The organism is Hydrogenophaga sp. L310 (assembly GCF_055703065.1).
The window spans coordinates 52,224-71,172 of sequence record NZ_JBVPZA010000018.1 but is presented as its reverse complement, the minus strand read 5'-3'; the positions used below and the strand labels follow the sequence as shown (position 1 = coordinate 71,172).

General features: G+C 64.3%; 12 protein-coding genes. 6 read left to right on the top strand and 6 right to left on the bottom strand.

Features of this window, described 5'->3' with window-relative positions; genetic code table 11:
• Positions 1-56: 56 nt before the first annotated feature.
• A protein-coding gene (locus tag AC0GNO_RS21280; protein ID WP_472903710.1) for an IS5 family transposase occupies positions 57-820 on the top strand; the annotation gives its coding sequence in 2 pieces (ribosomal slippage) (positions 57-372 and positions 372-820; 765 coding nt in all).
• Positions 821-988: 168 nt separating this feature from the next.
• Here the strand turns inward: AC0GNO_RS21280 and AC0GNO_RS21275 are convergent.
• Positions 989-2,386: a bifunctional enoyl-CoA hydratase/phosphate acetyltransferase gene (locus AC0GNO_RS21275; protein WP_472905415.1), complete on the bottom strand. Its 1,398-nt coding sequence runs from the start codon at positions 2,384-2,386 to the stop codon at positions 989-991.
• A gap of 379 nt (positions 2,387-2,765) precedes the next feature.
• Here AC0GNO_RS21275 and AC0GNO_RS21270 point away from each other — a divergent pair, with 379 nt between their 5' ends.
• The 3 genes from AC0GNO_RS21270 to AC0GNO_RS21260 all read left to right on the top strand — a co-directional run bounded on the left by AC0GNO_RS21270 (position 2,766) and on the right by AC0GNO_RS21260 (position 6,565).
• Entirely contained in the window at positions 2,766-3,047 is a 282-nt protein-coding gene (locus tag AC0GNO_RS21270; RefSeq protein WP_472905414.1) for a hypothetical protein, read from the top strand.
• 156 nt (positions 3,048-3,203) lie between these two features.
• A complete protein-coding gene (locus AC0GNO_RS21265) occupies positions 3,204-5,429 on the top strand; it encodes an esterase-like activity of phytase family protein (protein WP_472905413.1) in 2,226 nt (741 codons plus the stop codon).
• A gap of 167 nt (positions 5,430-5,596) precedes the next feature.
• Entirely contained in the window at positions 5,597-6,565 is a 969-nt protein-coding gene (locus AC0GNO_RS21260) for a porin (protein WP_472889712.1), read from the top strand.
• A gap of 180 nt (positions 6,566-6,745) precedes the next feature.
• Here AC0GNO_RS21260 and AC0GNO_RS21255 read toward each other — a convergent pair whose 3' ends face one another.
• Genes AC0GNO_RS21255 through AC0GNO_RS21245 form a run of 3 tightly spaced genes read right to left on the bottom strand, consistent with a single transcriptional unit; the run spans position 6,746 to position 11,765 of the window.
• On the bottom strand, positions 6,746-7,249 hold the full coding sequence (locus tag AC0GNO_RS21255; protein WP_472905412.1) for an acetone carboxylase subunit gamma: 504 nt from the start codon (positions 7,247-7,249) through the stop codon (positions 6,746-6,748).
• A 35-nt stretch (positions 7,250-7,284) separates the two neighbouring features.
• Positions 7,285-9,609, bottom strand: coding sequence for a hydantoinase B/oxoprolinase family protein (locus tag AC0GNO_RS21250; protein ID WP_472905411.1), 2,325 nt, complete (start codon positions 9,607-9,609; stop codon positions 7,285-7,287).
• 11 nt (positions 9,610-9,620) lie between these two features.
• Complete coding sequence (locus tag AC0GNO_RS21245; protein ID WP_472905410.1) at positions 9,621-11,765, bottom strand: hydantoinase/oxoprolinase family protein; 2,145 nt, start codon at positions 11,763-11,765, stop codon at positions 9,621-9,623.
• A gap of 342 nt (positions 11,766-12,107) precedes the next feature.
• Between AC0GNO_RS21245 and AC0GNO_RS21240 the strand changes: the two genes are divergently transcribed.
• Complete coding sequence (locus AC0GNO_RS21240) at positions 12,108-14,096, top strand: sigma-54-dependent Fis family transcriptional regulator (RefSeq protein ID WP_472905409.1); 1,989 nt, start codon at positions 12,108-12,110, stop codon at positions 14,094-14,096.
• 23 nt (positions 14,097-14,119) lie between these two features.
• Here the strand turns inward: AC0GNO_RS21240 and AC0GNO_RS21235 are convergent, their stop codons facing one another.
• Complete coding sequence (locus AC0GNO_RS21235; protein ID WP_472905408.1) at positions 14,120-16,555, bottom strand: UvrD-helicase domain-containing protein; 2,436 nt, start codon at positions 16,553-16,555, stop codon at positions 14,120-14,122.
• A 248-nt stretch (positions 16,556-16,803) separates the two neighbouring features.
• On the opposite strand from AC0GNO_RS21235, the gene AC0GNO_RS21230 reads away from it, so the two are divergent.
• Positions 16,804-17,781, top strand: a complete 978-nt coding sequence (locus AC0GNO_RS21230) for a GMP reductase (protein ID WP_472905407.1) — start codon at positions 16,804-16,806, stop codon at positions 17,779-17,781.
• Between the two features lie 200 nt (positions 17,782-17,981).
• Here AC0GNO_RS21230 and AC0GNO_RS21225 read toward each other — a convergent pair whose 3' ends face one another.
• Positions 17,982-18,866, bottom strand: a complete 885-nt coding sequence (locus tag AC0GNO_RS21225) for an alpha/beta hydrolase (RefSeq protein WP_472905406.1) — start codon at positions 18,864-18,866, stop codon at positions 17,982-17,984.
• Positions 18,867-18,949: the final 83 nt, after the last annotated feature.

The following is an 18,949-nucleotide window of genomic DNA, read 5'->3' as shown; positions in this document are numbered from 1 at the left end:
CTAGGGCGTGTTAACACTAATAGCGATTGCGTCCACTGCGGCGGATACTCCGGGGCATGGAGATCACGCCCGAGCAATTCGCCACGATTGAGCACTGCCTGCCCAAGCAGCGTGGCAACGTCAGCCTGAGCAACCTGCAGGTGGTCAATGCGATCCTCTATGTGGCCGAGCATGGCTGCAAGTGGCGCGGACTGCCCAAGCGGTTTGGCAACTGGCATACCATCTACACGCGCATGAACCGCTGGACCAAGGCCGGTGTACTTGATCGCATGTTCGAGGAGTTGCAGCGAGCGCAGGTCGTGCGCATCAAGATCGAAGCGGTCTCGCTCGACTCCACGAGCATCAAGGTCCATCCCGATGGCACGGGGGCGTTAAAAAAAACGGTCCGCAGTCCATCGGAAAGTCCCGAGGGGGATGGAACACCAAGATTCATATGGTTGCCGCGGATGCTCGAACGGCCGTGACGTTCTGTCTCTCGCCTGGGCAGGCGCACGACGCACCCGAAGGCCGGCGCCTGCTCAGCAGTCTTGGGCCGGCCAGCAGGCCGGTGCATTTGTTGATGGACCGTGCCTACGAAGGCAACGAGACACGGCAGCTGGCACTGGATCTGGGTTTCATTCCAGTGGTGCCACCGATAAAGACGCGCATCGAACCTTGGGAGTACGACCGCGAGATGTACAAGCGTCGCAATGAGGTCGAGCGCCTGTTTCGCAGGCTCAAGGGTTATCGCCGGATCTTCTCGCGCTTCGAGAAACTCGATCTCATGTTCCTGGGCTTCATCAGCTTCGTCCTCGTCGCTGATGGACTTCGGATGTGTTAACAGGCCCTAGATGATTCCCCCCTGCCGCGCTTCGCGCGACCCCCTCAGGGGGCGGCACTGGCCGTCCGGCAAAGCCGGCCCGGCGGTGCCCTGGGCTGGACCTTCTCAGGCGTTGAGGGTCGCTCTCCGGTGGGGCTTATCGCCGACGGATTCTCTCTACCCGTCGCTTCACTGCGCGCGGCCGTTGTGGGCCACCAGCAGGGCCAGCAAAGCCGACGAGGCGCGGGCCATCGGGCCGTCGGCGCGGCTGGTCAGTGCGATCGGCACGCGGGCGCCGAGCACGATGCCGGAGCCGGTGGCGCCGGCCAGGTATTCGAGCTGTTTGGCCACCATGTTGCCGCTCTCCAGATCGGGCACGGCCAGGATGTCGGCCTGACCCGCCACGTCCGATGTGATCTTCTTGATCTTCGCGGCTTCCATCGAGATCGCGTTGTCAAACGCCAGCGGGCCGTCGAGCAGGCCACCGGTGATCTGACCGCGGTCGGCCATCTTGCACAGGGCTGCGGCGTCCAGCGTCGACGGGATGTTGGGGTTGACGTTTTCCACCGCCGACAAAATGGCCACGCGCGGCTGCTCCACGCCCATGATGCGCGCGAAGTCGATCGCGTTCTGGATGATGTCCACCTTTTCCATCAGCGTCGGCCGGATGTTGAGCGCAGCGTCGGTGATGAGCAGGGGCTTGCTGTAGAGCGGCACATCGAAGCGGAACACATGCGACATGCGGCGCCCCGTGCGCAATTCCTTGCGCGACAGCACGGCCAGGATGAGTTCGTCGGTATGCAGGCTGCCTTTCATGAGGCTGAGCACGTCGCCACTGGCCGCGAGCGCGGCAGCGTGTTCGGCGGCTGCATGGCTGTGCGGCATGTTCACGATCTCCATGCCGCTGATATCGAGTGAAAACTCTTCCGCGGTGGCGCGGATGCGCATCTCGGGGCCGATCAGCACCGGGATCATCAGCCCCAGCTGTGCAGCGTCCACTGCGCCGGTGAGCGAACCTTCGTCGCAGGGGTGCACCACCGCGCAGCGCACCGCCGGCAGTGAAGCGCCTTTTTCAAGCAGCGCGTGAAAACGCGCCTGCGGATCAAACAGCTGGATCTCGGGCACACTGCTGCGCGGGCGCACCACTTGATGCGTCGGCGCCAGCACACGCGCCACGCCGCTGACCACGCGCTCCCCTTTCTGGTTCACCACCTCGCAGGCCAGATCGACCGATTTGCGGTCGAAGTCCTTGACCGTCACGGTGGCGCTCACGGTGAGCGTGTCGCCAATGCGCACGGGGCGCGAGAAGTTCAGGCTCTGGTCGAGGTAGATGGTGCCGGTGCCCGGGAACTGCGTGCCCAGCAAGGCCGAGATCAGGGCGCCGCTCCACATGCCGTGCCCCACCACGCCGTGCATCAGCGTGTCGCTGGCGTAATCGGCGTCCAGGTGCGCGGGGTTGGTGTCGCCCGACACCGCGGCAAAGGTCTGGATATCGTGCGGGGTCAGCGTGCGCAGCAGGCGGGCGCTCTGGCCGATCTGCAGCTCATCGAAGGTGAAATTTTCAACAAAGTCGGTAAGGGTGTTCATGGCAGGGAGGCAAAGTGGAAATCGGGTGCTGTTGCGCAGAGCCTGCAGGTTTCGTGCCGCAGGCGCGCTTGACGCTGGTCTGGCAACGGCGTACCTCGTTTATAGAACGCACGCCCGCCCCTGTCAGGGCGACAAAGCGGGTTTCACAGGCGCAAATCCGCGCTTTGCTGCCGGATCATCTGGTACGCCCATGGCGCGCCTGTGACAGCGAGCTACAGGGTACAGGCCTGGCGCCTATGACTCGACCCGTGAGTCACATCACCGTCATATCTTTGTCATCAAACCCGCCTCCCTCGCCGGTATGCTCCACGCTAGGGCATACCCTGAGGCCTTTGGTATGCCAACCGATCCACAAACTGTTGAGAGAGAGCGAGGTCCCATGATTGCCCTGAAAAAAGCCCGCAAGCTGATCGAGAACCACGCCGGCAAGCCCAAAGCGGAGATCCTGTCCCGGCTGGTGCTGGCGCTGGAGTCCGAAGAGCCCTTCCTGCTGTCGGACCTGTACCGGCTGGACTACGACGACTTCAACCTCGCCATGGAGATCATGGCCGAGTGGCGCCTGGACCGCTACTACACCAGCAAAGCCGTGTTGCTGGACCTTTCGATGCAGGTCAAACAGCAACAGGCCGAAGCACCGGAAGCGACACCCCAGGTTGCCTGAATCCTCCCGAGGTTGGCGCTGGACGCGCCGCAACCCAACTCAAGCCCCTGCCCGCAATCGCCGGCAGGGGTTTTTCTTGGGGTGGCTGCCGGTCACGGCCATGACACATGCCATGCCTAGGCTCGTGGGGCTTTTCCTACGACGCCCAACCTTCGCATGAACACACTTCGCCTCTGCACCCTGACCGCGGCCCTGGCCGCATCTTTCGCGCTCACCTCGCTCGCCCAGGCCGCGCCACCAGCCCCGCAGGCCGGCCGCTTTGCCATGGTCCACCACCTGCCGGTGGACGGCGTGGCCGAGATCGTGGCCGCCACGCCCGACGGCATGACCCTGGCCTACACCAGCGCCGACGCCGGCGTGCTGGGCATGGTGGACATCACGAACCCTGCGCAGCCGGTGCTGCTGCCGCGCGTGAACGTGCGGCTGATGGGCGTGGGCGAACCGACCTCGGTGGCCGTTACGCCCGACGGGCGTTTCGCCGTGGTCGCGGTGCGCCTGGGTGACGACGTGGCCAATGCGCGCCGCGGTCTGGTGCGCGTGTACGACATCCGCCAGCCCGTTGCGGTGAAGCACGTCAAGGACATCACCGTGGGCATCGGCCCCGATTCGCTGGCGCTGACGGGTCAGGGCCGCACGCTGCGCGCCGTGGTGGCGATCGAAGACGAAGAAACCGATGCCGAGGGCGACGCCACGCTGGGCGGCCAGCGCCCCGGTCGCATCGACGTGGTCGGTCTGCAGGACCTGTATGGCGGCGTCAGCAGTGGCGTGCAGTCGATCGAACTGGTGCAGGCGCTGCAGGCCGTGCCCGGCATCGTCTACCCGAACGACCCGCAGCCGGAGTTCGTGTCCATCGACCCCCGCGCCAGGAAAGCGGTGGTCTCGCTGCAGGAGAACAACGCGGTGGCCATCCTTGATCTGAGCCATCCGACGCGTGCGCGCCTGGAGCGCGTGTTCTCCACCGGCACCGTGACCCGCAACGGCAACGCCGACCTGAAGAAGGACAAGGACATCGCGTTCAAGGACAGCTTCACCGCGCGTCGCGAGGCCGATGCGGTGGCCTGGGTGGCCCCCGGCGTGTTCGCCACGGCCAACGAAGGCGACGGCAAAAAAGACAAAAACGGTGTGATGCCCGGCGGCCGCGGCTTCACGCTGATGAACACCCGCGGCGAGGTGGTCTACGAAACCGGTGAACGCACCGAGATGCACGCCCTCGTGCACGGCCACTACCCGGACGGGCGCTCGGCATCCAAGGGCGTGGAGATGGAAGCCGTGACGGCCGGCCGCTTCGGCGGCAATCCCTACCTGCTGGTGGGTTCGGAGCGTGGCTCTTTCATCGAGGTCTACCGTGTGGACGACCCGAAGCAGCCGCTGTTCGTGCAACTGCTGCCCACCGGCATGTCGCCCGAGGGCCTGACCACCGTGACGCAGCGCCGCGACGGACAGCAGCTGTTCGTGACCGCCAACGAGCGGGAGCACTCGCTCAACATCTTCCGCTTCCACGCGAAGGGTGCACCGGTTCAGGCCGACGACCTGCAGCTCGTCGCCAAGGACACCAGCATCCCCTGGGGCGCCCTCTCCGGCCTGACCACCGACGGGCAGCACTTTTACGCCGTGCCCGACAACGCCTTCGCCCATTCGCGCATCTGGCGCATCAACCCGGCGCAGATGGCGGCGGGCCGCCTGGTGATCGACCAGGTCACGATGCTCAGCGATGCCAATGGCCAGGCCTTGAAGGTGGACCCCGAAGGTATCGCGAAAGTGGCCGACGGATTCTGGATCGCCTCGGAGGGCACGAACGTCGCCGACAACGAACTCATCAAGGTGAACATGGCCGGCGTGGTGCAGCAGCGTGTGAAGCTGCCGGCCAGTGTGCAGGCGAAGTTCGCCAGCCCCAAGACCAGCACGGGCTACGAGGGCGTGACCGCCAGCGCCGACGGCCAGACGCTGTACATGGCCGTGCAGCGCGGCTTCGATCTGTCCCAACCCCAGGCCGCCATCCTGAAGCTGCACCTGCCCACCAACACCTGGACCACGGCGCTCTATCCGCTGGAGCAACACAGCAAGAACGCCAAAAAATTCTGGATGGGCCTGTCCGAAATCCAGCTCACGGACGACGGACGCCTGCTGCTGCTCGAACGCGACAAGGGCGGTGGCGAAGGCCAGGCCATCAACGCCGAAGTCAAACGCATCTACAGCGTGAAAGCCGCCGACGTGACCGAAGGCGCCACCCTCACCAAGACCCTGGTGCGCGACCTGCGCAAGGACTTCAACTACGTGCATGAAAAGGCCGAGGGCATGGTCGTTTTCAAGGGCGATCTCTGGGTCGTCAACGACAACGACGGCGCGGGCTGGACGCGCTGGCTCAACGCCGGCAAGCCCTGAAAAATACTTGTTGTTGCATTGCAACAATGAGAGCAAACCCGGTTGGTGTCACAGAGCTTTTATGGTCCTTCGATGAAATACACACACCTGCTTGCACATGGCAACGGGTGCGGAAGCCGGCGGTCTCTCGCTGCCTTCCCATTCAACAAACCTCTGGAGAAAATTCAATGAAGAAGAGCCTCATCGCTCTGGCCGTGCTGGCCGCATCGGGCGCCGCCACGGCGCAGTCTTCCGTCACCCTCTACGGCCGCGCTGACGTGGGCGTGGGTTCCGAAAAAGTCGACGGCGTGAGCAGCACCAAGATGATCAACGGTGGCCTGACCACCTCGCGCTGGGGCCTGCGCGGCAGCGAAGACCTGGGCGGCGGCCTCAAGGCCCAGTTCAAGTTCGAGCAGCGCCTGGACCTGAGCACCGGTGAAGTGCAATCGCCTTCGTTCAAGGGCGAAGCCAGCCTGGGTCTGTCGGGTGGCTTCGGCGGCCTGACCCTGGGCCGTTTCAGCACCATCTATGACGACGTGCGCGCCCTGTCCTACACCAGCAACGTGTTCGACTCGTCCTTCACCCCGGCCAGCAACGGCGTCTTCAAGTCGGGTGGCGACTACAGCAGCCGTTTCAACAACCAGGTCCGCTACGACCTGCCTTCGATGGCGGGTTTCTACGGCTCGCTGGCCTACGCCTTCGAGTCGGCAACCGACAAGGACGATGGCATGGTCGGCATCAAGCTGGGCTACAAGAACGGCCCGCTGAACGTGGCCCTGGGCACCCAGAACGAGAAGGCCAAGGACGACGATTACCTCGCGCTGTCGGCCAACTACGACTTCGGCGCCGCCAGCGTGTCCGCCGGCTACAACAGCCGCAAGGGCACCGATGCCAAAGGTGACGACACCGAACTGACCGTGGGCGTGAACGTGCCCGTGGGCGCCTTCGACATCTCGGTGGGCTATGCCACGAGCAAGACCGAAATCGGCGGCGGCACCAGCGCCAAGGCCAGCGGCCTGGGCCTGGGCGCCACCTACAAGATGTCCAAGCGCACCAGGCTGTACACGGCCCTGCGCGACATCGAAACCAAGGATGGCGCCGGCAACAAGACCAGCGAGAACCGCCTGTTCGCCCTGGGCGTGCGCCACGACTTCTGATGTGACCTGAAACGGCGTGCCTCGCGCACGCCGCGGCAGTTGCCAAGGTTGCGCGGAGACGTCAGTCAATCAGAGACCGCGTGATTTTTTTAGCCGCGACAGGCTGTGCCTGTCGCGGCCTTTTTGTCGCCTGGCCGTTGCAAACCAAAAACACCCTGGCTTGCCCGTTGCCAGCGACTATCAGTCGGCCCGCTCAGGCACGGGCAGATGCACCCATTCCTTGTAGAAGGCCTCGATGTCCGGCTCGAAGTCGTGGATCACCGGGTACCACGGGGTCGGCGCCTCGACATCGTGCAGCGTGCCGCAGGTCGGGCAGTAGTACTCGCGGTACACCTGCCACTGGATATCCGCTGCCATCAGCTTCGGGTACACCTCGGTCATTGCCTCTTCGGTGTCGCGCACGTAGATCGCCGCGTGCAGCTTCCAGTTCTCCTTGTAGTCGCAGAACTCGTGGCCGCAGTCGCACTTGATGATCCACTGCTTGGTCTTCGCCGACTGCACGATGTACATGTGCGGCGCCAGTGGCAGGACGATGCGGTCCTTGAAGCTGACCTTGGCCTGCAGCGCAGCGACGTACTGCTCGAAACGGCTGTTGTCCTTGGGCATCGACAGCATGCGGAAGGTGGTTTCCCAGTCCAGCGTGCCTTCGACCAGATGTGAAACCTGTTCATTGGTGTATGACATGTTTGTCTCCTTGATTCAGATGGTGGGTTGTCGGCTTACTCTTCGACCTGGACGACGGTCTTCACGTCGGGCATCAGCGAGAGGTCCATGCGGTGCTTGGAGCCGTAGGTCGGCACGCCCAGCTCCTCCTCCAGCAACTGCCAGTCGGCCGGCAGGGTCCAGAAGTCCTTGAACTCCTGGGTGAACTTTTCGGACAGGGCGAAGCTGGTGGCGAACATGTGCTGGACCTGGACGGACGCATGCTTGTTGATGATGCGTTCGCGCTCTTCCTTCATCCACTCCCGGGTCGGCAGGGCACGGGCCAGGCGCTCCTTGCGCATGGCCAAACGCCGGGCCTGGGTCTTGGCAGCGTCGATGACAAACACGCCCTTGGCATCCTGCGTGAACACCGCGCCATAGACCTTCTGCGCATATTCCGGCAGCAGGAATTTCTGGTTCAGGTCGTTCTCGATGGCGCTGATTTCACGATCGATCGGATCGCCGAAGCCGGGGCCGCCGCGCAGGTAGTTCAGGTAGAGGTCGTGGTTGTCATAGCAGTCCTCGGTCGTCATGCACTGCTTGTCGCGCTTGACCACAGCGGTCGCATCGAGGTGACGCTCGTAGTCGGGCGCGCCCGGATCGATGTCGCCACCCAGCGGCAGCGAGTCGCCGATGGCGATGCGCTCCTTGAGGCCGGTCTTGTGCGCTTCGAAGCGGTAGCCGGTGGCCGACGGGTAGCCGCCCATCATGCCCCAGTCGCTGTTCATGTAGCCATTGCCCATGAAGAACATCGTCCAGTCCTGGGCGTTCCAGACCATGCGCAGGGTCTCGAAACCACAGCCGCCACGGTACTTGCCGTAGCCGCCGGAGTTGGATTTGACGTTGCGCCCCAGATACAGCAGCGGCTCGGCCATCTCCCAGATTTCGATGTCGCCCATGTCGCCTTCCGGGTTCCAGATGGCGGCGGCGTGGTTCAGACCGTCCTTGACGGCACAGGCGCCAGTGCCGCAGGACGAAGCCTCGAAGCTGTTGACCGCGTGGATCTCGCCGTCCTGGTTGATACCGCCGCCCTGCAGCCAGTTGGAGGTGTTGGCGTTGCCGGCATTGACCTCTTCCAGATAACCGCGGCTGAAGTAGGACTGGCTCAGGCCGCGCCACAGCGCCGCCCAGCCGGAGACCAGGAAGTGCCAGGCGTAGGCGTGACCGGTGCGGCGGTCGTCCGGGTTGCACCAGGTGCCCTTGGGCAGGTGGAACTCGGTGGCGAAGTAGGCGCCGTCGTTGATGCGCTGGGTCGGCACCAGCGTCTGCGACATCATCACCCAGATGCCCGAGGTGAAAGCCACCTGGTGGGCATTGAAGGTGTGCCAGCCCCAGCGGCTGGCGCCTTCGAAGTCGAGGCGCCACTTGCCGTCCGGCTTGATGGTCATCTCGACCGGCGAGTGCATGATCGAGTCGAGCTTGGCGAAGGCGTTGGACACCTGGATGTCATCGTGCTTGAACGGCACATCGACGAAAGACACCTTGCGGTACTTGCCGGGCAGGGTCATCGCCTTGATCCGGCTCATCAGGCCGCGGCGGCCTTCTTCGATGACTTCGCCCGAGAACTTCTCGTAAGCCTCCAGGCCATCGGCGCGGATCACTTCTTCGACCAGCTCGCGGATCATGTGGCAACCGGCGATGCGGGTCTTTTCGTCGAGGATCCAGTACTTCGGCGTGCGCACCGAACGCTGCGACTCGTGCAGCCAGTCGCGCAGCGGCTCGTCGTTGATCCCGGTCTTGCGGCAGGTGATCATGTAGCCGTCGCCGAAACGCTGGGTCTGGCCGGTGGACATCGAGCCCGGCGTCACGGCGCCGGTGTCGATGACGTGGGTGACGCCACCGACCCAGCCGATCAGCTTGCCGGCCCAGAAGATCGGCACGATGGTGGCGATGTCGCAGGGGTGCACGTTGCCGATGGCGCAGTCATTGGTCGTGAACATGTCGCCGGGGTTGATGCAGGGGTTGGCTTCCCAGTTGTTCTCGATCATGTACTTGATCGCCGCGCCCATGGTGCCGACGTGGATGATGATCCCGGTCGAGGTCAGGATGCAGTCGCCGGCGGCGTTGTACAGCGTGAAGCAGAGTTCGCCTTCCTGCTCGACGATGGGGCTGGCGGCAATCTTTTTCGCCGTTTCCCGGGCATGGACCAGGCCGCCGCGCAGCTTGGAGAACAGCTTCTCGTAGCCGATCGGATCGCTGTCGCGGAATTCGAGCTTTTCCAGGCCGTTGTAATAGCCGGTCGTCTGGGTGCGCTCGAGGATGGCATCGCGGTGCTGCTTGAGCGTCATGCCGCTGGCCAGCAGGCTGCTGATGCCGATTTCTTGGGTGCTCATCATGTTCATGGTGGGTCTCCTTACTTGACTTCTTTGAGATGGAACAGGCGGTGTTTGTCGATCGTGGTTTCGAAGCCGTCCGGGACGACGAAGGTCGTCGCGTCGGATTCGATGATGGCGGGGCCAACGATGTGGTTGCCGGCCTTCAGCGATTCCATCTTCCACAGCGCCGCCTCGACCCATTTCTTGTGGCGGTAGAACGGCCGGGTGCCGAGATAGGCGTCCTTGGGCGGTGTCGGTCCGCAATCCGGGTCTTCCGGCAACACCGGCTTCTGCGTCACGACCATGCCGCGCAGGATGGCGCCGGTGACCGAGAAGCCCAGTTCCGGCGAGCGGGCGGAATTGGCGTAGACGCGCCCATAGGTGCTCTCGAAGCTGTCGATGATCTGCTGCCAGTCGGCGGCGTTGGCGGCGCTGGTGACCGGCGAGACGATTTCGAGATCGTTGAGTTGCCCCATGTACTGCATCTTGTAGCCGGGGATCAGCAGCACGTCGTCCGGCTTGTAGCCATTGATGACGAACTCGTCGATGACCTTGGTCGCCAGTTCTTCCCAGGCTTCCTGCAGGGTCTTGCAGGCGGCCGCTTTCTGCTCGTCACTGGCAAACTGGGCAACCCCCAGATCGACCGATTTGTCATAGCGGTACTCGAAGTCGGCACAGGCGCAGCCGAAAGCCGAGAAACCCGCAGCCCAGGCCGGCACGACGACATCCTTGAAACCGACGCCTTCGGTGTAGCCGTAGGTGTGCACCGGGCCGGCACCGCCATACGAGAAGCAGGTGAATTCGGCCGGGTTGTAACCCTTGGCGCTGATGTTGGCGCGCAGGTATTCGGACAGCGTCAGGTCGAGCAGTTCGATGACGCCGGCCGCCGCATCTTCGACAGACAGGCCGAGCGGATCGGCGATCTGCGCCTTGATGTGGTCGCGGGCACGTTGCACGTCGAGCTTGATGGCGCCGCCGAGGAAGTTCTCGGGGTTCAGGTAGCCGAGCACGACGTGGCAGTCGGAAACCGACACCGTGTCCAGGCCGCTTTCCGGCCAGCAGGTGCCGACGCGGTAGCCGGCGCTGTCCGGCCCGAGCTTGATCGATTTGCTGTACGGGTCGAGGCGGACAAAACTGCCGGCGCCGGCGCCGACCGAATCCATCGCCACCAGCGGCAGCGAGAGGACCAGGCGGGCCATGTCCGGGTCGGACTTGATGGCGAAGTTGCCCTTGGTGATCAGCGCGACGTCGAAGCTGGTGCCGCCGATGTCGGAGCAAGCGATGTTTTCGTCACCCAGGTATTCACCGAGCAGCTTGGAACCGATGACGCCGCCGATCGGGCCGGAGACGATGGTGCGGGCCAGTTCTTTGGCCTTCCAGCTGATCGTGCCGCCGTGCGTGGCCATGACGCGCAGGTCGAACTTGGCACCATGTTTCTTGAAGCGGTCGCTGACCTTCTTCAGCGTCTGGCGCGACGGTTCGGCGCCGTAGGCTTCGAGAATGGTGGTGTTCATCCGGTGGCTTTCCTTGCGCGACGGGTAGTAATCCACCGAGGCGAAGACCGGGATTTCGGAGTTCAGATTCTTCAGTTCCTCGCGGACGATGTCGCGGGCACGCTGCTCGCTGGTTTCGTTCTTGTGCGACTGCAGCAGGCAGATGACGATGGCCTGGGAACCGGCCTCGACCAGCTCGCGCGTCGCCTGGCGCACTTCGTCTTCACGCAGCGGAATGACGATCTTGCCCTGCACGTCGGTGCGCTCGGCGACACCGCGGGTGCGCGAAACCGGGACCAGCGGCTCGTCGTAACGGTGTGTGTTGAGGTGGATGCGATCTTCCAGCGCATAGCCGAGGTAGCTCTGCAGGGCGCGGCCCATCGAATGGATCTGTTCGAAACCGCGATTGCAGATCAGGCCAACATCGAGACCCTTGCGCATCAGGATGCGGTTGAGCATGGCGGTGCCGGAATAGACGCAGGTCGCCAGTTCCGGATAGACGTCGTCCACGGTCCGGTTCCAGTGCGCCAGCGCATCGACCGAGGAGTTGTAGATGGCGAGCGATTCGTCGCCGGGATTGCTCTGCGCCTTGCCGACGACAAAGCGGCCGTCATCTCGAACGAAGAAGGTGTCGGTCATCGTGCCACCGGCATCGATGCCCATCACCTGTACGGTGGATTGCATTTGCATGTTGTCTCCTGGGTAGGTTTTGAGTGGGTCATCCCACGGCGACTTCATTGCAACGCGCGTGCCAGGGCCGGGCACAGCTCACCGTTTCAAAAAAACGCCTTTCAATTCAATTGCGTAGGCTCTTCTTCTTGGTTTGCGTGCCGTCTGTGGTCGGTGTATTTCACCGTCCGGATTCCTGACACCGCGTTGGATGTGTCCGGAATCCGGACGCTGCAGAACGACCTTCGTTGGCGCTCCGGTTCCGGGGCTCAGTAGTTGACCTGTTGACTTCGAAGTTCCGAGTGACTACGTTCGCAAGACACTGCCTGTTTTGAACTGAACGCTTCCCTTTCAGTCCGCGTCATGCCCTTTTCCCAGCCTGGTTCCCTCATCCCCCGGATCGACGACGAGCGACTGGTGGCGGCCGCATGGGAACGCTTCATGGAGAACCGGACCCTGCCAGCGAAAGGCCTGCGCAACGTCGTGTTCGACTCCTGGCAACGTTGCCGAACAGAAGCGGTGAACCCGGCCAGCCACTGCGCACCGGGGGTGGCCACCGAGAACGTTCGCCAGCTCACCGAACAAAACCGCGACCTGTGTGATGTGGCTCGACCCGTGCTGGACGGTTTGCGCGAGATCCTGCGGGAATGTGGCACCCTCTTCATGCTCAGCGACCCGAAGGGAACCATCCTGCAGCTCGCTGGCGAGACCCGGGTCCGCAGCGCGGGTGAAGAGATCAACCTGGCGGTGGGTGGTCATTGGAACGAAGAGGTCATCGGCACCAATGCCATCGGCACCGCGATCGCGACATGTGCACCGGTCCAGATCTACGCCAGTGAACACTTCTGCCTGGACGTCAAACGCTGGACCTGTGCAGCGGCGCCTGTCCTCGACCCCGTCAGCCGATGCCTGCTCGGTGTGGTGAATGTGTCCGGCGTCAAGGAAACGTTTCATGGTCACACCCTGGGTCTGGTGATGACGGCTGCGAGACAGATCGAGAGCGAACTGGCCCACCGTGAGGCCGCTCTGCAAAGCCAGCTCCTGAGCCGGTCACTGGAATATTTCGGCCGGTATGGCAGCGATGGTCTTGTGCTGTGCGACCACCGTGGACGCATCGTCCGCACCAGCAGCAACCTGCAAGCGGCGCTGGAACTCCATGGCATACACCAATGCCTGAAGGTGGGTGTTCCGTTGAACGGCCTCAACCTGAATCAGCCGAAGACGGAGAGCCGAAGCCAGCGTCCGGGTTGGCTCAAAGCCGAATGGATGTGCCCGATCAAAGACCAGCACGGGGAGTTGGGCACGCTGCTGGTTGTTCCTGTGACCGACCGAAAGCTGTATTCCGTCTCACCCCCTCGACCCCTCAACGCGGTGCCGAAAGACGACGATGCGTTCGCCGAGATCATCGGGAACAGCGAGGTGTTGCAGGCCACCCGGGTGCGTGCCCGGCGCATGGCGGCTCTGGACCTGCCCGTGCTCCTGCTGGGAGAAACCGGCGTCGGCAAGGAAGTCTTTGCCCGGGCATTGCACCGCGCGGGTCACCGGCCCGACGGTCCGCTGGTGGTCGTGAACTGTGGCGCCTTCACCCGCGAACTCCTGGCCAGCGAACTCTTTGGCTATGCAGAAGGGGCGTTCACGGGCGCACGGCGCAGCGGTCTGCCGGGCAAGTTCGAACAGGCCGATGGCGGCACGCTGTTCCTGGACGAAATCGGCGAAATGCCGCTCGACATGCAACCCCATCTGCTGCGCGTGCTGCAGGATGGCATCGTGGTCCGTCTGGGCGATACACGGGACCGGCGCGTGTCCATGCGTTTGATTGCGGCGACCAACCGCGATCTGCAAAAGGAAGTGGCGCAAGGGCGCTTCCGTGAGGACCTGTACCACCGTCTCTGTGTTCTCAGCCTGCCGCTTCCCGCCTTGCGCGACCGCCCGGGCGACATCGAAACCATCGTCGAACACCTCAACCGCAAGCTGGCCGACAAGTACGGTTGTGCGCCCAAACAGCTGGAAGCGTCCGTGCTCCAGGCATTCCACAACTACCGCTGGCCAGGCAACATTCGAGAACTGCAAAACGTATTCGAATCCACGTTCGCGCTCAGTGAAGGCCCTGCGATTGAACTGGCCGCGTTGCCACCGGCCATTGCTCAGGCCCTGGCGTCACCCAACAACGGCTCGGCTCCGGATCTGCCAGGAGGCAAGACCGGCAGGCTGGAAGATATGGAAAGCCAGGCCATCCTGGATGCCGTTGGCCAGTCGCAGGGCAACATGACGGCCGCAGCGCGAACGCTGGGCATTTCCAGAAGCACCTTGTACGTCAAGCTGGCCGCCATCCGATCCCATGCGGGCCTGTGACAGGCCGCCTCGCGGCCCCCGATTCAGTCGTCGACCGGCGTGAGCTTGGCGACGGACAGCGCCAGCCACTTCACGCCATGCCGCGTGAAGCTGACCTGGGCCCGCGCATCGGCGCCCGCGCCTTCCAGCGCCAGCACCTTGCCTTCGCCGAACTTGTTGTGGAACACCTTCATGCCGGCCTTGACGTCGGTGCCGCGGTCGGGTTCGGGGTTGCTCTTGCCACCGAGACCTTTCGGGTCGCTGCCCGATGCCCAGCCGGGTGACCAGGCGGGCTGCAGCACGGCGGGCGCTCCCGCGCCCCGCGTGCCGTAGCCACCCCGGTTGCCCTGCCAGCCACCGCCACCGCCCGCTCCGGCAGCGCTCGGGTTCCAGGCCGGCTGCTGCGGCGTGAGCCACTTCAGGCAGGCCTCGGGCAGTTCCTCGAAGAAACGGCTCTTCATGTTGTAGCGGGTCTGCCCGTGCAGCATGCGCGTCTGCGAGTGGCTCAGGTACAGGCGCTTGCGCGCCCGCGTGATCGCGACATACATCAGGCGGCGTTCTTCTTCCAGTCCGTCGCGGTCGCTCATCGAGTTCTCGTGCGGGAACAGGCCCTCTTCCATGCCGGTGATGAAGACGCAGTCGAACTCCAGGCCCTTGGCGGCGTGCACCGTCATGAGCTGCACCGCGTCCTGCCCGGCCTGGGCCTGGTTGTCGCCGGATTCGAGCGCGGCGTGGGTGAGAAAGGCCGCGAGCGGGCTCATGGTTTCGCCGGTGTCGGCGTCGGGGGCCAGCGGTTCGTCCACCACCGGCAGCGCCGGGTCGATGCCCTGGCTGGCCGGGCTCTGCGTCAGCGGCGAACCGTCCCCCGTGCGCGCCACCGCGTCACGGCCAAAGCCTTCGATGCCCACAAAGCTCTTCGCCGCGCTCACCAGTTCTTCCAGGTTCTCCACCCGGTCCTGCCCTTCGCGCTCGGCCCGGTAGTGTTCGATCAATCCGCTGTGATCCAGCACCAGCTCGATGATCTCAGACAGCGTCATGCCCACCGAGCGCTCGCGCAGCACGTCGAGCTTGGCGACGAAGGCGCCAATGGCTGCACCGGCCCGGCCGGTGACGGCGCTCACCGCGTCGTGCAGCGAACAGCCCGAGGTGCGGGCCACGTCCTGCAGCTGCTCGATGCTGCGCGCCCCGATGCCGCGCGGCGGGAAGTTCACCACGCGCAGAAAGCTGGTGTCGTCGTTGGCGTTTTCCAGCAGGCGCAGGTAGGCCAGCGCGTGCTTGATTTCGGCGCGCTCGAAGAAGCGGAGTCCTCCGTACACGCGGTAGGGCATGCCGGCGTTGAACAGTGCGGTTTCGACCACGCGGCTCTGCGCGTTGCTGCGGTAGAGCACAGCCATCTCACTCTTCGGCATGTCTTCGCGCGCGAGCTGCTTCATCTCGTCCACCATCCACTGCGCCTCGGCGAAGTCGCTGGTGGCCTCGAACACGCGCACCGGCTCGCCCGCGCCCGCGTCGGTGCGCAGGTTCTTGCCCAGGCGGTTGCTGTTGTGGCTGATCAGCTGGTTGGCCGAGTCGAGGATGTTGCTGACGCTGCGGTAGTTCTGCTCCAGCTTGATCTGGTGCTGGACGCGGAACTCGCGCACGAAGTCGGCCATGTTGCCCACGCGCGCGCCGCGGAAGGCGTAGATGCTCTGGTCGTCGTCGCCCACGGCGAAAACCGCGTTGCCCGAGGGCGTGAGCCCTTCGAGCGGCGGCGTGCTGAACATCTTGATCCACGCATACTGCAGGCGGTTGGTGTCCTGGAATTCGTCGATCAGGATGTGGCGGAAGCGGCGCTGGTAGTGCTCGCGCACCGGGTCGTTGTCGCGCAGAACTTCGTATGAACGCAGCATGAGTTCACCGAAATCGACCACGCCTTCGCGCTGGCACTGCTCTTCGTAGAGCGCGTACAGCTCGACCTTCTTGCGCGTCTCTTCGTCGCGCGCGACCACGTCGACCGGCCGCTGGCCGTCTTCCTTGCAGCCGCTGATGAAGTACTGCACCTGCTTCGGCGGATAGCGCTCGTCGTCCACATTGAACTGCTTGCACAGGCGCTTGATGGCCGAGAGCTGGTCTTGCGTGTCGAGGATCTGGAAGGTCTGCGGCAGGTTGGCCAGCTTGTGGTGCGCGCGCAGGAAGCGGTTGCACAGGCCGTGGAAGGTGCCGATCCACATGCCGCGCACGTTGATCGGCAACATGGCCGAGAGCCGCGTCATCATTTCCTTGGCGGCCTTGTTGGTGAAAGTCACGGCCAGCACGCCGCCGGGCGTCACCTGCCCGGTCTGCAGCAGCCAGGCGATGCGGGTGGTGAGCACACGGGTCTTGCCCGAGCCGGCGCCAGCGAGGATGAGCGCGTGTTCGGCCGGCAAAGTGACGGCGGCGCCCTGTTCGGCATTGAGGCCCGCGAGCAGCGGGGAGGAGGCAACGGGTTCTTCAAACAACATGGTGTCGATTGTAGGAAGCCGGTGCCCGACGATGGATCTATATGAGCAACCATATGAGCGTCATACCGCCACCAACCGGCCCGCAGTCTGGGCGAGCGGCGCCAGAGCGCCTAGAATCAATCACCGGGCCCAAGATTCTTGCGCCCGGTTTCTTTTTGGCGGGATGGATTCCCGCCGAACCGAAGGCCGGACCCAAGCCAAGCGCTCTCCCTGTTCATTTACAACAGTTTTCTGGAGCCTGGTTTCAAATGGAAATTTTTGACTACGACAATATTTTGTTGCTCCCGCGCAAGTGCCGCGTGGAGAGCCGTTCGGAATGCGATGCCAGCGTGGAGCTGGGTGGCCGCACATTCCGCCTGCCGGTGGTGCCCGCCAACATGAAGACCGTGGTGGATCAGACCATCTGCCTCTGGATGGCGCAGAACGGCTACTTCTACGTGATGCACCGTTTCGACCTGGACAACGTGCAGTTCGTGCGCGACATGCACGCCGCAGGTGTCTACGCCTCGATTTCGCTGGGCGTGAAGGCGCCCGACCGCGCCACGGTGGACACCCTCGCCGCCGAAGGGCTGGTGCCCGAGTACATCACCATCGACATCGCCCACGGCCACGCCGACAGCGTGCGCGACATGATCGGCTACATCAAGACCCGGCTCCCGGGCAGCTTCGTGATTGCGGGCAATGTGGCCACGCCCGAGGCGGTGATCGACCTGGAAAACTGGGGTGCCGACGCCACCAAGGTGGGGGTGGGACCGGGCAAGGTCTGCATCACCAAGCTCAAGACGGGTTTCGGCACCGGTGGCTGGCAACTCAGCGCGCTCAAGTGGTGCGCCCGCGTGGCGACCAAACCCATCATTGCCGACGGCGGCATCCGCAGCCACGGCGACATCGCCAAGAGCATCCGCTTCGGTGCGTCCATGGTCATGATTGGCTCGCTGTTCGCCGGACATGAAGAGTCGCCGGGCCAGACGGTCGAGGTCGACGGTGTGCTCTACAAGGAGTACTACGGCTCGGCCAGCGACTTCAACAAGGGCGAATACCGGCACGTCGAAGGCAAGCGCATCCTGGAACCAATCAAGGGCAAGCTGGCCGACACGCTGGTGGAGATGGAGCAGGACGTGCAGAGCTCCATCAGCTACTCGGGCGGCACCAAGCTGCTGGACCTGAAAAAGGTGAACTACGTGATCCTGGGCGGTGAGAACGCCGGGGAACACCTGTTCATGTGAACGAGCTCCCCCCGCGCCGCCTGCGGCGTCACCCCCTCAAGGGGGCGATGCGAGTGGCCCGGCGGAGCCGGTTCCACCGCATCCTCGAATCAAGACATTTCGCTCCGGAGAGGACGTTGGCGCCAGGGCACCGCGGAACCGGCTTCGCCGGGCCGCCAGTGCCGCCCCCTGGGGGGTGACGCCGCAGGCGGCGCGGGGGGCTAGCCTTTCAACAGCTGCCTGGCCAGCTGGTGCAGCCGGTGCCGCGGCTGCACCAGCGCTTCGAGCACGCTGAAGTGGTTCAGGCCCGGCAGGGCTTCGGCCACGGGCACCACCTGCGGCCCCCAGGCCTGCTGGATCAGCTGGTTCTGGCGCAGGAACTCGCTGCTCTCGTTGCCCCCGGCCACGCTGAACAGCGCGCCCCGGCCCTCACGCAGCGGTGGCGCGGGCAGCAGGGCCGGGCTGGCTTTTTTCACCTGCTCCGAAGTCAGGCGCAAGGAGTCGGCAACGAAGGGCGTGTGGCGCAGCGGCTCCAGGTCGAACACGCCTGAGATCGACAGCGCGTTCTTCACCAGGTCCGGCGGCAGATCGGCCGCCACCGCCGGCCACTGGCAGGCCAGCAGCATGGCGGCCAGGTGCCCGCCCGCCGAATGACCCACCACGGTGATGCGCCGCCGGTCGCCGCCGTGCACAGCGATGTGGCGGTACACCCAGGCCAGCGCCTGCACCATCTGCAGGGCGATGTCGGGAATGGTCACCGCCGGGCACAGCGCGTAGTTCGGCACCACGACGCAGGCGCCCTGCTTCACGAAAGCCGGCGCCAGAAAACTGTGGTCCGCCTTGTCCAGGCTGCGCCAGTAACCGCCGTGGATGAACACCAGCACCGGCGCCAAGGGCGCGCCCGGCTTGCGCTGCGCGGGAAAGACGTCGAGCTTTTCACCCTCAGCGTGTCCGTAGGCCACATCGAGCAGCCCGCCGAGCTGTTTGCGCGCGCTCTGAGAGTCGGTTTTCCAGCGCTCGAAATGAACGCCGTGCTCGGGCACGAGGGCGCGGTTGTTGTACTGGCAGTCGAGCCAGGCGGGTTCTGGGCGGGCGGCATTTTTCATGGTCGCGCATTGTGTCACGCAGGGGGTGAAGGTGACAGCCACGCCCAGTTCGTGTATTCTGAATCCAGAATTTAGACAATCAA

Excerpts from the sequence above, each read along its gene's own strand:
- AC0GNO_RS21275 (WP_472905415.1), bottom strand. The coding sequence starts at position 2,386 with ATGAACACCCTTACCGACTTTGTTGAAAATTTCACCTTCGATGAGCTG.
- AC0GNO_RS21270 (WP_472905414.1), top strand. The coding sequence starts at position 2,766 with ATGATTGCCCTGAAAAAAGCCCGCAAGCTGATCGAGAACCACGCCGGC.
- AC0GNO_RS21265 (WP_472905413.1), top strand. The coding sequence starts at position 3,204 with ATGAACACACTTCGCCTCTGCACCCTGACCGCGGCCCTGGCCGCATCT.
- AC0GNO_RS21260 (WP_472889712.1), top strand. The coding sequence starts at position 5,597 with ATGAAGAAGAGCCTCATCGCTCTGGCCGTGCTGGCCGCATCGGGCGCC.
- AC0GNO_RS21255 (WP_472905412.1), bottom strand. The coding sequence starts at position 7,249 with ATGTCATACACCAATGAACAGGTTTCACATCTGGTCGAAGGCACGCTG.
- AC0GNO_RS21250 (WP_472905411.1), bottom strand. The coding sequence starts at position 9,609 with ATGAACATGATGAGCACCCAAGAAATCGGCATCAGCAGCCTGCTGGCC.
- AC0GNO_RS21245 (WP_472905410.1), bottom strand. The coding sequence starts at position 11,765 with ATGCAAATGCAATCCACCGTACAGGTGATGGGCATCGATGCCGGTGGC.
- AC0GNO_RS21240 (WP_472905409.1), top strand. The coding sequence starts at position 12,108 with ATGCCCTTTTCCCAGCCTGGTTCCCTCATCCCCCGGATCGACGACGAG.
- AC0GNO_RS21235 (WP_472905408.1), bottom strand. The coding sequence starts at position 16,555 with ATGTTGTTTGAAGAACCCGTTGCCTCCTCCCCGCTGCTCGCGGGCCTC.
- AC0GNO_RS21230 (WP_472905407.1), top strand. The coding sequence starts at position 16,804 with ATGGAAATTTTTGACTACGACAATATTTTGTTGCTCCCGCGCAAGTGC.
- AC0GNO_RS21225 (WP_472905406.1), bottom strand. The coding sequence starts at position 18,866 with ATGAAAAATGCCGCCCGCCCAGAACCCGCCTGGCTCGACTGCCAGTAC.